The 12,237-nt window shown below is 44.4% G+C and carries 12 protein-coding genes; 11 read left to right on the top strand and 1 reads right to left on the bottom strand.

Annotation, left to right across the window (positions count from 1 at the left end):
• Positions 1-362: 362 nt before the first annotated feature.
• The 6 genes from KNQ13_RS09110 (at position 363) to KNQ13_RS09085 (ending at position 7,147) form a co-directional block, all read left to right on the top strand.
• Entirely contained in the window at positions 363-1,379 is a 1,017-nt protein-coding gene (locus KNQ13_RS09110) for a BMP family lipoprotein (RefSeq protein ID WP_026829850.1), read from the top strand.
• Positions 1,380-1,601: 222 nt separating this feature from the next.
• Positions 1,602-2,321: a GntR family transcriptional regulator gene (locus tag KNQ13_RS09105; protein WP_209548318.1), complete on the top strand. Its 720-nt coding sequence runs from the start codon at positions 1,602-1,604 to the stop codon at positions 2,319-2,321.
• 128 nt (positions 2,322-2,449) lie between these two features.
• The gene (locus KNQ13_RS09100; RefSeq protein WP_014970635.1) at positions 2,450-3,523 is read left to right on the top strand and encodes a BMP family lipoprotein; all 1,074 of its coding nucleotides are present in this window, start codon (positions 2,450-2,452) and stop codon (positions 3,521-3,523) included.
• Positions 3,524-3,588: 65 nt separating this feature from the next.
• Positions 3,589-5,118 carry an ABC transporter ATP-binding protein gene (locus tag KNQ13_RS09095; protein WP_014970634.1) on the top strand — a complete coding sequence of 510 codons (1,530 nt, stop codon included), beginning with the start codon at positions 3,589-3,591 and terminating at the stop codon, positions 5,116-5,118.
• Entirely contained in the window at positions 5,115-6,188 is a 1,074-nt protein-coding gene (locus KNQ13_RS09090; protein ID WP_014970633.1) for an ABC transporter permease, read from the top strand. Before KNQ13_RS09095 ends, KNQ13_RS09090 begins: the two co-directional genes overlap by 4 nt.
• On the top strand, positions 6,188-7,147 hold the full coding sequence (locus KNQ13_RS09085; protein WP_014970632.1) for an ABC transporter permease: 960 nt from the start codon (positions 6,188-6,190) through the stop codon (positions 7,145-7,147). The genes KNQ13_RS09090 and KNQ13_RS09085 overlap by 1 nt, the downstream gene beginning before the upstream one ends.
• A gap of 111 nt (positions 7,148-7,258) precedes the next feature.
• Here the strand turns inward: KNQ13_RS09085 and KNQ13_RS09080 are convergent, their stop codons facing one another.
• Positions 7,259-7,507 carry a ferredoxin gene (locus tag KNQ13_RS09080; protein WP_012370689.1) on the bottom strand — a complete coding sequence of 83 codons (249 nt, stop codon included), beginning with the start codon at positions 7,505-7,507 and terminating at the stop codon, positions 7,259-7,261.
• Positions 7,508-7,792: 285 nt separating this feature from the next.
• On the opposite strand from KNQ13_RS09080, the gene KNQ13_RS09075 reads away from it, so the two are divergent.
• The 5 genes from KNQ13_RS09075 to KNQ13_RS09055 all read left to right on the top strand — a co-directional run bounded on the left by KNQ13_RS09075 (position 7,793) and on the right by KNQ13_RS09055 (position 12,076).
• On the top strand, positions 7,793-8,806 hold the full coding sequence (locus tag KNQ13_RS09075) for a YpbB family protein (RefSeq protein WP_026829849.1): 1,014 nt from the start codon (positions 7,793-7,795) through the stop codon (positions 8,804-8,806).
• Positions 8,803-10,236: a RecQ family ATP-dependent DNA helicase gene (locus KNQ13_RS09070; RefSeq protein ID WP_026829848.1), complete on the top strand. Its 1,434-nt coding sequence runs from the start codon at positions 8,803-8,805 to the stop codon at positions 10,234-10,236. The genes KNQ13_RS09075 and KNQ13_RS09070 overlap by 4 nt, the downstream gene beginning before the upstream one ends.
• A 39-nt stretch (positions 10,237-10,275) precedes the next feature.
• Positions 10,276-10,470: a hypothetical protein gene (locus KNQ13_RS09065; protein ID WP_014970628.1), complete on the top strand. Its 195-nt coding sequence runs from the start codon at positions 10,276-10,278 to the stop codon at positions 10,468-10,470.
• 71 nt (positions 10,471-10,541) lie between these two features.
• Positions 10,542-11,426, top strand: coding sequence for a MerR family transcriptional regulator (locus KNQ13_RS09060; RefSeq protein ID WP_014970627.1), 885 nt, complete (start codon positions 10,542-10,544; stop codon positions 11,424-11,426).
• Positions 11,427-11,485: 59 nt separating this feature from the next.
• Entirely contained in the window at positions 11,486-12,076 is a 591-nt protein-coding gene (locus KNQ13_RS09055) for an adaptor protein MecA (protein ID WP_014970626.1), read from the top strand.
• The last annotated feature ends 161 nt before the right edge of the window (positions 12,077-12,237 follow it).

Genomic DNA, 12,237 nt, shown 5'->3' with positions numbered 1-12,237 from the left:
TGAAAGAAAAAGCGTTTGTTCGCTCGAAATCGCTTCCTAGGGAAAAACAAGCAGGAGCGACCCAGCAGCGAAGCGATGCGGCGCGATGCTTGTCCCAGGAAAACGATTCGAAGCGAACAAAAAAAGCGGTTCTTCCCGATTAAGAGAAAAACCACTACTTTGTCATTTTTGTGGCGTTTGAAGAAAAAATCAAAATGTAAACCGTTTTCACAAAAATAGTTGTCAGACGTCTGTTGATTTTATGAAAAATCTTTGTCATACTCAGTCATATGAGTTGGCGTACCCCATGAAGGTACGTGAGCGACTTTTTCACAAATAGATAATGAAAGCGCTCACATAAAAAGGAAGAGGAGATGGCTATGATGAAAAAGCAGTATGCCTTTGTATCCGCGATGACAGTCGCAACAGTCAGTTTAGTAGCATGTGGAGGTTCTGAAGAGAATACTTCAACGAAAAAAGAACAGTTTTCCGTCGCAATGGTTGCGGATAAAGGGGGAATCGATGATAAGTCGTTTAACCAATCGGCATGGGAAGGTCTTCAAGCGTACGGAAAAGAAAATAAGCTGACACAAAATGACGGATACTCGTATCTCCAGTCTAAATCACAGCAGGATTATCAACCAAATCTGTCACGTCTCGCACGTGGGGGAGAAAATCTCGTGTTCGGAATCGGTAATACGTTTAATGAAGACATCAAGACGGTTGCCGATCAATTCAAAGATACTCAATTTGCGATTATTGACAATGTTGTTTCCGGGAAAAATGTCACTTCCATCACATTTAAAGAAAATGAAGGTGCCTATTTGGCAGGGATCGTTGCAGCGATGGAAACAAAAACGGACCATATCGGTTTTGTTGGTGGGATGAAGATGGATGTCATCGAACGTTTCCGGGCGGGGTTTGAAGCCGGTGCAAAATCAGTGAATCCAAAAATTAAAGTCGATGTTCAGTATGCAGAAGACTTTGCAGCACCTGAAAAAGGACAAGCGATCGCCGCTGGAATGTTTGGAAAAGGTGCTGACATCATTTTCCCGGCAGCAGGGGGTACCGGGAACGGTGTCTTCACCGAAGCGAAAAACCGAAAGAAAAATGGAGAAGATGTATCAGTGATTGGTGTCGATCGTGATCAAAAAGAAGAAGGGATGCCTGAAGACGTGACGTTAACTTCTGTCATCAAACGCGTGGATCGTGCCGTTCAAGATACAGCAAACGCGGCGAAAGATGGAAAACTTAAAGGTGGAGAAACGATTCGTTACGGTTTAAAAGAGCAAGGGGTTGACTTGGTCGAGTCAGATAAATTGTCGAAACAAACAGTAGAAAAGCTCGAACAAGCAAAAAAAGCGGTCATTGAAGGGAAAACAGTCGTTCCTGAACAATAAGCGATGGAACAGAGTGGGGCATTCTTAGGTAGAATGCCCTATTTTCTTCCAAACGAAAGTGCGTTATGAAAAGGGTTACAAAAGCGCCAGAAGTCAGACTTCTAACCTGTTACAAAATGATTGCAGGATTGAGTCCGGCATCATATACTTATCTTGGCTGGAGTTCTCATACGTCAGAAGTCTGAGCACTGGTTACAACTAGATAGAGGATGGAGATGCGTCATGTCGATTAAATTAGATCATCGTTTGCTTTATTTACGTGTGATTGAAAAAATCAAGTCCGACATCGATGACGGCGTTTACAAGGAAGGCGAGAAACTACCTTCAGAGTTTGAACTTTCAAAGCAACTTGGCGTTAGTCGAGCGACTCTTCGAGAGGCTTTACGAATTCTTGAAGATGAGAACATCGTCATCCGTAAACACGGTGTCGGTACGTTTATCAATGCAAGACCACCATTTACTTCCGGAATCGAAGAACTCTACAGTTTCACGGAGATGATTGCACGCGCTGGTATGATTCCGACGTCCGAAGTATTGTCATCAGAAATGGTGCCACCAACCGAACGGGACCGGGAACGTTTTCAACTGGGTCCGGATGAACTGGTATATCGAATCGAACGAATCCGACTTGCAGGAGATGTTCCTGTCGTCTATTGCGTCGATAAGATTCCAAGCCATTATATTAAAAATGAAGAACAGTTCACGTCCTCGACGTCACTGTTTGACGCATTAGAAAAAGAACTAGGACGTCGTGTCACTCATGCGGTTACGCATATCGAGCCGCGGATTGATCCGAAAATCGCTGAACAATTACATACGGACCAACCGCTACTCGTATTGCGGCAAACGCATTATGATGAACTCGATCGATCCGTTCTTTATTCAGCGAACTATTTCCGTGCGGATAAGTTTGATTTCCATGTCATCCGTAAACGTGTCTAACCACTCGTTTTAGGAGTTTTACTGAAAGCGCTTTCCACCTACCTACGTAACGCTCCTCATCACCAGCCTCAGGTGCTTGACGTAGTCAGGAACTTTGTATGACCATATTCGAAAGGGGATTATTTCAGATGAAAAAGAAGTCACTTCTCGCACTAGCAGCAACAGGTTTAGCAATGAGTTCGGTACTCGCAGCATGTGGTGGTAACGACGATTCAAAAGATTCAAGCGGCGGTAACGAAAAAGAGGGCTTCAAAGTAGGTATGGTTACAGATACAGGCGGTGTTGATGATAAATCGTTTAACCAATCAGCGTGGGAAGGGATTCAAAAATTCGGTAAAGACAATGACTTAAAAGAAGGTACAGGCTACAAGTACCTCCAGTCAGCGAAACAATCGGATTATCAACCAAACCTTCAACAATTGGCACGTGCAAAATATGATTTGATCCTCGGTATCGGATTCTTGATGGCTGAAGATATCGGTAAAGTAGCGGATCAGTTCAAAGATAACAACTTTGCGCTTGTCGATATGGTTGTCGACAAACCAAATGTCGCTTCAATCGTCTTCAAAGAAAACGAAGGATCATTCCTCGTTGGTGTCGTCGCCGGTCTGACGACGAAATCAGATAAAGTCGGATTCGTTGGTGGCGTGAACTCTGACTTGATCAAAAAGTTCGAAAACGGATTTAAAGCCGGTGTCAAGGCGGTTAACCCGGACGCAGACATCGAAATTCAATATGCAGAAGATTTCAATGCTGCTGAAAAAGGACAAGCAATCGCTTCAGGCATGTACGGCAAAAAAGTTGACGTCATCTATCACGCTGCTGGTGGAACAGGTCAAGGTGTCTTCACAGAAGCGAAAAACCGTAAGAAAAACGGTGAAGATGTTTGGGTAATCGGTGTTGACCGTGACCAAGTCGAAGAAGGTATGCCAGAAAACGTCACGTTGACGTCGATGGTCAAACGTGTTGATACAGCAGTTGAGCAAGTGTCAAAAGATACGAAGGACGGCAACTTCCCAGCAGGTGAAGTCGTAGAGTTTGGCTTGAAAGATGGCGGTGTCGATATCGCTCCTTCACAAGACAACATTGCGAAAGACGTCTTGACAAAAGTTGAAGACTACAAAAAACAAATCATCGATGGCAAGATCACAGTTCCAGGAACTGACGATGAATTTAAAGAATACGAAGCATCACTGAAATAAACTGGAAGCGGGGGTCGCTAGTACTGCGACCTCCCCTTTTAAACTAAACATGGGAGTGGATTTTCTTGGAATACGTCATTGAGATGCTAAACATACGAAAAGAGTTTGGCACTTTCGTCGCAAATGATAACATCACGCTCCAGCTTCGGAAAGGTGAGATTCACGCTTTACTTGGTGAAAACGGTGCCGGAAAATCGACGCTGATGAACGTCTTATTTGGTTTGTATCAGCCTGAGGCTGGAGAGATTCGTGTACGTGGTGAAAAAGTGAATATTACGAGTCCGAACGTCGCGAATGATCTTGGAATCGGCATGGTGCACCAACACTTCATGCTCGTTCAAAATTTCACGGTGACGGAAAACATCATCTTGGGTGCGGAACCCAAAGTCGGTATTAAGATCGACCGAGCAAAGGCTCGGGAAAAAGTACGTCAAATCTCGGAACAATACGGCCTTGCCGTCGATCCGGATGCAAAAATTGAAGATATTTCCGTTGGTATGCAACAGCGTGTCGAAATTTTGAAAACCCTTTACCGTGGCGCTGATATTCTAATCTTCGATGAGCCGTCAGCTGTTTTGACACCACAAGAAATCAAAGAATTGATTCAAATCATGAATCGACTGATTGCGGAAGGGAAATCGATCATCTTGATTACCCACAAGCTGAAAGAAATCATGGAAGTAGCTGATCGTTGTACGACGATTCGTCGCGGAAAATATATCGGCACAGTGGATATCGATGAAACGATGACCCAATCAAGATTAGCTGAGATGATGGTAGGGCGTGAAGTAAACTTTAATGCGGAGTATTCCAAGGCAAATCCACAAGAACTTGTGCTCGATATTAAGAATTTGGTCGTAAAAGACAGCCGAGGCATCAAGTCAGTCGATGGATTGAACCTAGATATTCGTGCTGGTGAAATCGTCGGAATCGCTGGAATTGATGGAAATGGACAAACAGAGCTGATTGAAGCTATTACAGGACTTCGTAAAGCAGACAGCGGTGAAATTTTCCTCAATAACAAGTCAATCAAAAACTTGAAACCACGAAAAGTAACAGAATCCGGTGTGGGACACATTCCACAGGATCGACATAAACATGGTCTTGTGTTGGATTATTCAATCGGGCATAACATGGTGTTACAAACGTACTACAAACAACCGTATTCGAAAGCAGGTATCATGAACTACGGTCAGGTCATGGAAAAAGCAAAAACCTTAATCGAGAAGTTCGACGTCCGAACTCCAAGTCCGGAAACATTTGCTCGTGCCTTATCGGGTGGAAATCAGCAAAAAGCGATCATTGCCCGAGAGGTTGACCGTTCACCTGACTTACTGATTGCAGCACAGCCAACGCGTGGACTAGATGTCGGAGCGATTGAATTCATTCATGAACAATTGGTTCTTGAACGGGAAAAAGGCCGGGCTGTTCTGTTGATTTCGTTTGAACTAGAAGAAATTCTTCAAGTTTCAGATCGAATTGCGGTTCTTTATGAAGGTCGAACGGTTGCCTTCCTCGATCCAAAAGAGACAAACGAGATCGAACTAGGATTCTTGATGGCTGGCGGTAAGAAAGAGGAGGTCGGTCGTTCATGAAACTCGAACGTTTTTACGGAATCTTGATTCCGATTCTTTCCATCATTTTAGGGATGGTCGTAGGTGCGATCGTCATGCTGGCTGGTGGGTACAATCCGATTGACGGATTTGATCAATTATTTTACGGTATTTTTGGTGAACCATATAGCATCGGTGAAACCTTGCGTGCTGCTGCTCCGTTGATCTTTGCCGGACTTGCCGTTGCGTTTGCCTTCCGGACAGGTTTATTTAACATCGGGGTTGAAGGACAAGTTTTGGTCGGTTGGATGGTTGCGGTTTGGATCGGGATCGAGTTTGATCTCCCGACCGCGATTCATCTGCCGCTCGCTCTAATCGGAGCAGGACTCGCCGGGGCACTTTGGGCCTCGATTCCGGGTATTTTAAAAGCACGTTTTCATGTTCACGAAGTCATTACGTCGATCATGATGAACTATATCGCCCTTTATGTAACCAATGATATCTTACGTCATGTCATCGGAATTGAAAACGAGCGGACAGAGTCAGTGAAAGAGACGGCTTCTTTGGCGTCACCTTTCTTACAAGAACTGACGGACTTCTCACGTCTTCATAATGGGATTTTCATTGCCGTACTAGCAGCGCTCGTCTTCTGGTTCATCCTTTGGAAAACGACACTCGGCTACGAATTACGTGCTGTTGGATTTAACAAGAGTGCAGCAGAGTATGCCGGTATGGGTGTCAACAAGAACATCGTCCTCTCATTCGTCATCTCAGGTGTGTTCGCAGGTCTTGCTGGTGCGATGGAAGGATTAGGGACGTTCCAGAACATGACGTTGAATGCCTCGTTCACGGGCGTAGGATTTGACGGGATTGCGGTTGCCTTACTGGGTGCGAACAATCCAATCGGTGTCGTTCTTGCCGCCTTACTGTTTGCTGGTCTGAATATCGGTGGTCTTTCAATGCAACAGATTGGCATACCACCTGAGTTAATTAAAATCATCATTGCGTTTATCATCATCTTTGTCGCTTCTGGTTATGCCATCCGTCTCTTAATTGAGAAGTTTACGGTCAAAAAAACAGAAGACAAAAAAGTGAAAGGAGCCGATAAATAATGGGCTTTCTAGAAGTACTTTATATTGTCGTACCAATTGCGCTTGCCTATTCGGCTCCATTAATTATTGCAGCACTTGGTGGAATCTTCAGTGAACGTTCAGGTGTCGTCAACATTGCCCTTGAAGGATTGATGGTCATGGGTGCGTTCTCAGGAATCGTTTCCGCTTTGACGTTGTCAAAAATGGGATTAGGTGCAGCAAGTCCTTGGCTTGCGATGTTAATTGCGATCGTCATCGGAGCAGTCTTCTCCTTGTTCCTTGCGATTCCAGCGATTCTTTTCCGTGCCGATCAGACGGTTCTTGGAGTAGCGATCAACATGTTAGCGGTCGGTCTGGCGATTTTCCTTGTCCGTGCCTTTTATGGTAAAGGACAAACGGATTCGATTCCAAACCGGATTTCGAAAGAAAACGTGCCATTCTTATCGGATATTCCAGTCCTTAAAATGTTTTTTGCAAACGTTTATTACACATCGTATATTGCGATCGCGTTAGCGTTCGTCGCTTGGTATGTCATCTTTAAGACACCGTTTGGCCTTCGTCTTCGTTCAGTCGGGGAGCACCCGATGGCGGCGGATACGATGGGAATCAATGTCACGAAAATGCGTTTCATCGGTGTCATGATTTCCGGTGGATTCGGTGGACTCGCCGGTGCAGTTTATGCGACGTCCATTTCATTGAACTTTAGTGTGACGACGATTCTTGGACAAGGATTCTTAGCGATTGCCGCGATGATCTTTGGGAAATGGAATCCACTCGGAGCGATGGGAGCTGCCCTATTCTTCGGTTTCGCGCAGGCGATTTCGATTATCGGACAACAGTTACCACTACTCGATCAAATTCCACAAGTCTATTTGTTGATTGCACCATACTTGCTGACGATTCTCGCACTTGCTGGTGTTGTTGGACGAGCCGATGCACCAAAAGCTGTCGGTGTACCCTACATCAAAGGGAAACGTTAAAGTTAGTTTTACAAGATCATCAAGCCACAGTTTTTTTGTGGCTTGATGATCTTTTTCATTTAAACGAAAAAACGATACAACCTGTACAGGTCGTATCGTCAGAGTAGACGTTTATTCGTATTTGAGGGCATCGCCTTCAAATGATTCATCTGCTACTTTAATCGAATCCGTTGGGCATCCTTCAAAAGCATCAATCATATCATCAAACAATGCTTCTGGAATTTCAGCAGTTCCCTTGTTATCATCTAAAATAACGTATGCCAATCCCTCATCGTCATAATCGTAAATATCAGGGGCAGCTGCGCCGCAAGCACCACATGCGATACATGTGTCTTTATCAACAATTGTAAATTTAGCCATTAGTCATTCTCCTCTCTATTCGAAAACATTGGAAACCAACTACTGTTCTCATCTATAAGTTATTGTATCGGACTCATGCACGCTTTTCAATGAAGAAGAGGTAGAAGTATGTGGAGAACTGATTTGGTGAAAGGAAATTGTAGGATTAGTTCTTGTTCATTTTTATTCAAAATGGCGAATTTGTAAGTAGAACTGTAAAATAAAAGTGAATGCACGAAATGTATTTCGATCAAGTAGAAACAAGGTCGGAAGAGCTGTTACTGACTCTAAGAAGGGAGGCTTCATATGGAGCAGACGGTGTTACGACAAGTTGTGATGGAAGCAATCATTCGGTTACGAAACGAACGGACGGATCGGAGTCTATTTCATGTTTTTCAAGGAAAACGATCAGCGACTTCTTTACAGGATGCTCATTTTTATGGATTAGAGTCCGTTTTTGGAATGCTCCCTCTAAAAAAAGAACGGTTTGAACAAGTATTACGAGAACTGGAACAGGCTGGCTGGATTAGGCAGGAACAGTTGTTAATCGTAACTGAATCTGGGAAACGTCAAGTCAGCAACCCGTTTTTATTAGACGAGTTGGGGGGGGAACTGCGCGGATATCCGATTTTATTATGGAAACGAGTCAGTTTGTTGATCCAAACAATCATTTGCCTGGAGCAACAGACTTTTTTTGTCCCCGTCCAACAGGATAGTGGCGTAAAGGAATGGGTTCGAAAACAAGTGAAGCAATTACCAAAACGAGCGATCTGGATGAGGGGAATTCATCAGGAGCTAGAAGTAGCCTTCAGTCAGCTGACGGAACGGGAAGCGACCCTCATCAGTTATCGCCTGTCCGGACAAAAAACAGGATTATCGTTTCCTCAACTCAGTGAACGGTTAGGGACGGATCTGCTTTCACTCCAATTGGAATTCGTGATGGCGTGGCGAAAATGTTTACGTGTATTACCAGAGGCCGGTCTGATTTTATCCTTAGGTGCGGATATCGATCAGTCAAGGATGACCCAGTCAGCAAAAAAAACGTGGGAAATGCTTAAACAAGGGTATACGGTTCAAGAAATTGCGGAACGACGTCGGTTGAAAAAAAGTACGATGGAAGATCATTTAGTGGAAATGGCGATGTATGCTCCGATTTTCCCGATCGATCAGTTTTTATCCGTTGAGGCATACGAAGAAGTAGTGATAGTATCCGATCGTTTGGAAACATTCTCTTTGAAGCGCATCAAACAAGAATTGACACAGGAAATCGATTATTTTCAAATCCGCGTCGCATTAGCAAGGAAGGTGGTCAATCGATGATGGAAAAAATATTAAAAAAGGTTTTTCGATACGATCATTTTCGTGCTGGTCAACAACCCATCATTGAGGCCGTTCTTGCGGGCCAGGATACGGTTGCGATTTTGCCGACTGGCGGGGGGAAATCAGTGTGTTATCAGTTACCGTCGTATCTGCAGCCGGATGGTTTGACATTGATTTTGTCGCCCCTTCTTTCATTGATTGAGGATCAAGTCATGCAAATCAAAAGTCGTGGCGAACGAGCTGTCGCCAAGTTGACGTCGCTTGAGACTCGGGAACAAAAAGAACACATCCTGCACCATCTCGACCGGTTACGTTATTTATACTTGTCACCTGAACAGTTAGTGGTTCCACAAATCAAACGGCGTTTGGCTGAAGTTAAGATCAATCTATTCGTCGTCGATGAAGCACATTGTATCTCGCAGTGGGGACATGAGTTCAGGACGGACTATGCGAAATTAGGCCATGTCCGGCAGCAACTGGGGAATCCGCCGTGTTTGGCCTTGACGGCAACGGCCACACATCAAGTGGAACAAGACATCATAGAAGGACTGGCGTTGCGTCAGCCGACACGAATCCGTCATTCGGTCAATCGTCCGGAAATTCAGCTGATTGTCAAACAGACTGAACAAGCGGATAAAGATCTTGTATTAGAAGAACAGTTAAAAATGGTCGAGCGACCTTGCGTCATCTATACGACGACACGTAAAGAGGCAGAACGCATCGCAAAACTCGTTACGAATGCTGTTTATTACCATGCGGGTCTTGAAGCGGAAGATCGCCAATTGATTCAACAACAATTTCTACATGATGAAATTGACTGCCTCGTTTGTACAAGTGCCTTCGGAATGGGGGTCAATAAAGCGAATGTCCGGACGGTCATTCATTATACGATGCCGGCGACGATTGAAGCTTACATGCAAGAAATCGGACGAGCTGGTCGAGATGGTCAACCATCGACAGCCATCTTGTTGTACGCACCGGGTGACCAGCGTCTGCAACAGTTTTTAGTAGAAAAACAGTATGCACCGTCTTTATGGATTGATCAAGTGGCACGGGGACGTGTCCAGAATGAGTCATTTGAAATAATCGAACGACGTTTTGGTTTAAATGCGGATGATCCGGCGTATCGTTTGCTAAAAACGCAACTGATGGACGGGAAAACGCGTGCCGAGATCATCGACTGGCAAGAAAACCGAAAAAAAATACGTTTACGTGAACTTATGCAAATGATAAATTATATTCAAAATACGTTGTGTCGCCGAAGCTTCATCTTAAACCATTTTGGTGAAGACCCCATTATTCAGGACCGGTGTTGTGACAACTGCGGTACGCTTACGCTAGTCGGACCCATCAGTCATGTCGAGCAAGACCAACTGAACTGGAGACGCCGATTAGAAGAAGTCTTTTTTTCATCCCACCATTCAGTGTAAACTAACAGTATTCCTTATTTTTTAGAAAAGGTGATGAAATTGAGTAAACACGATCAACGAAAAAATCGGCAAGAAGAACAACGGACGACCTTCCCTCCCCGTTCATCAAGAATCGAGCATGTTCGTAACGAACGCTTCAAACAACCATTTGCTAAAAATCGACTTGCAATCACACTGACGGTTCTGATGATTACGATCATCATCGCCTTTGTCTCCATCGGTTTCATGATGTAAGTGCACATTGTGAACGGAGTTTTTTTTCCTTTACGGGTATACTAAAAGGAAGAAGAAAGGAGGCACGGTGCATGGATCGTGGGAAATACAATATCAAAGCAGTTGCTGCATTGGTGGGACTCAATCCGACGACCATTCGTGCTTGGGAACGGCGGTATCAAGTTCTAGATCCAGATCGGAGTGAATCGGGTCATCGTATTTATAGTGATAATGATGTCGCCAAGTTGCGCTGGATCGTCGATAAACAAAAAGAGGGGCTGTCCGTTTCAAAAGCCATTCAATTATATGAAATGCCAGTAAACCGAACGGAAGTCCCAATGGATTACGGAATCGAACTACGTGATCAACTGTTCGAGGCGCTGACGAATTTCGAAGAACGGCATGCCCATGATATCATGAACAAAGCCTTTTCCATGTTTAGCTTTGATAAAGTGATTCAAGACATCGTGGGTCCTTTGTTACATGAAATCGGGACGAAGTGGGAACAAGGGACGATTACGATTGCTCATGAACATTTTGCGACAGCTTTCTTACGGGCTCGTCTCTCTACCTTATCCCTTCAAATGCCGATCAATCCTTTTTTGCCGCGAATCTTATGTGTATGCGCACCGGAGGAGGAACACGAACTCGGCTTGCTCTTTTTTACACTCTTTTTACGGCAGTCCGGATTTGATGTCATTTTTCTTGGCGCAGGAATTCCGGTGCCGGATCTCGTGACAGTGACCAAACAATTGACACCTCGGGCAGTTGTCCTATCCTGTACGGTTTCGGACCATTTAGACGATTTGGATGAAGCAATCGCTGAAATTCAAATCAACGTCCCGCAAACGGAGATTGGTTTAGGTGGCTACGCTGTCGACCAACATCCAGAAAAATACGGGGATCTGTTACTTGGATCGGATGATAGTGCCTGGAAAAGTTGGTTAAGTCGACTCACCCCGACAACTGGTGTATAGTGTGTGACATATCGAACGGAGAGCTTCTGTACTCTGCCGAGTGACTGGAGGAGTCTAAGATGAGGTTTGAACAATTTAAACAAGGGCATTTGCGGGTCTTCGTGTCAAAACAAGAATTAGCGGTGCATGACGTGCGACCAGAAACGTTAGCTGTCGGAAAAGGGCAGGCCTTACTACGAAACTTATTAGAAGAAGCAGAGTCTAATTACGGCTTTCATGCTGTCGGGACGCTTGACTTTTTTGTGACGTTTTTCCCAAACGATGGAATGTTGGTGGATGTCCGGCGCGATGGCGTCATGCCGGAAGAAACATTTGAAGAATTTGATCAAGTGGAGATTCGGATGACGGTTGATATCGTCCATCATGTCTTGTATCAACTTGACAAGTTCGAAGACGTCATCCAGGCTAGCCATGGTCTGGTTCGTCATATCAAGCAAACAGAAACGGGTGGAGCACTCTATTTCTTTGAAGGACGTTATTATCTGTACTTCCAGGAACAAATGAAACAAAAGGTCGAGCAAACCATGACGACGATTTTATCAGAATATGGAACACCAAGTCCGAAAAGTCCCCTTATCATGGCAGAATACGGGAAGGTGATTATGTCAGAAGACGCAATCACGACTATAACAACAACATTTACACCTTGACGTCTGGCACTGATTTTAATCGTGATACCGTCATTGTGTATATAAAAAGTCACTTCACCGAATGGATTCGGGAAGTGACTTTTTATGTGCCTGGACGACCATTGCGACCATTTTGTGTTTTTTCGAATAAAAAGTGGTGGTATGATAAGCATTGAACGTAA

The sequence above is a fragment of the Exiguobacterium sp. s128 genome (assembly GCF_018618815.1).
Lineage (GTDB): Bacteria > Bacillota > Bacilli > Exiguobacteriales > Exiguobacteriaceae > Exiguobacterium_A > Exiguobacterium_A antarcticum.
The sequence above is the reverse complement of the archived record's forward strand: the minus strand, read 5'-3'. Positions and strand labels throughout refer to the sequence as shown.

Coding starts and splice junctions, on each gene's coding strand:
- KNQ13_RS09110 (WP_026829850.1), top strand. CDS start 363: ATGAAAAAGCAGTATGCCTTTGTATCCGCGATGACAGTCGCAACAGTC.
- KNQ13_RS09105 (WP_209548318.1), top strand. CDS start 1,602: ATGTCGATTAAATTAGATCATCGTTTGCTTTATTTACGTGTGATTGAA.
- KNQ13_RS09100 (WP_014970635.1), top strand. CDS start 2,450: ATGAAAAAGAAGTCACTTCTCGCACTAGCAGCAACAGGTTTAGCAATG.
- KNQ13_RS09090 (WP_014970633.1), top strand. CDS start 5,115: ATGAAACTCGAACGTTTTTACGGAATCTTGATTCCGATTCTTTCCATC.
- KNQ13_RS09085 (WP_014970632.1), top strand. CDS start 6,188: ATGGGCTTTCTAGAAGTACTTTATATTGTCGTACCAATTGCGCTTGCC.
- KNQ13_RS09080 (WP_012370689.1), bottom strand. CDS start 7,507: ATGGCTAAATTTACAATTGTTGATAAAGACACATGTATCGCATGTGGT.
- KNQ13_RS09075 (WP_026829849.1), top strand. CDS start 7,793: ATGGAGCAGACGGTGTTACGACAAGTTGTGATGGAAGCAATCATTCGG.
- KNQ13_RS09070 (WP_026829848.1), top strand. CDS start 8,803: ATGATGGAAAAAATATTAAAAAAGGTTTTTCGATACGATCATTTTCGT.
- KNQ13_RS09060 (WP_014970627.1), top strand. CDS start 10,542: ATGGATCGTGGGAAATACAATATCAAAGCAGTTGCTGCATTGGTGGGA.
- KNQ13_RS09055 (WP_014970626.1), top strand. CDS start 11,486: ATGAGGTTTGAACAATTTAAACAAGGGCATTTGCGGGTCTTCGTGTCA.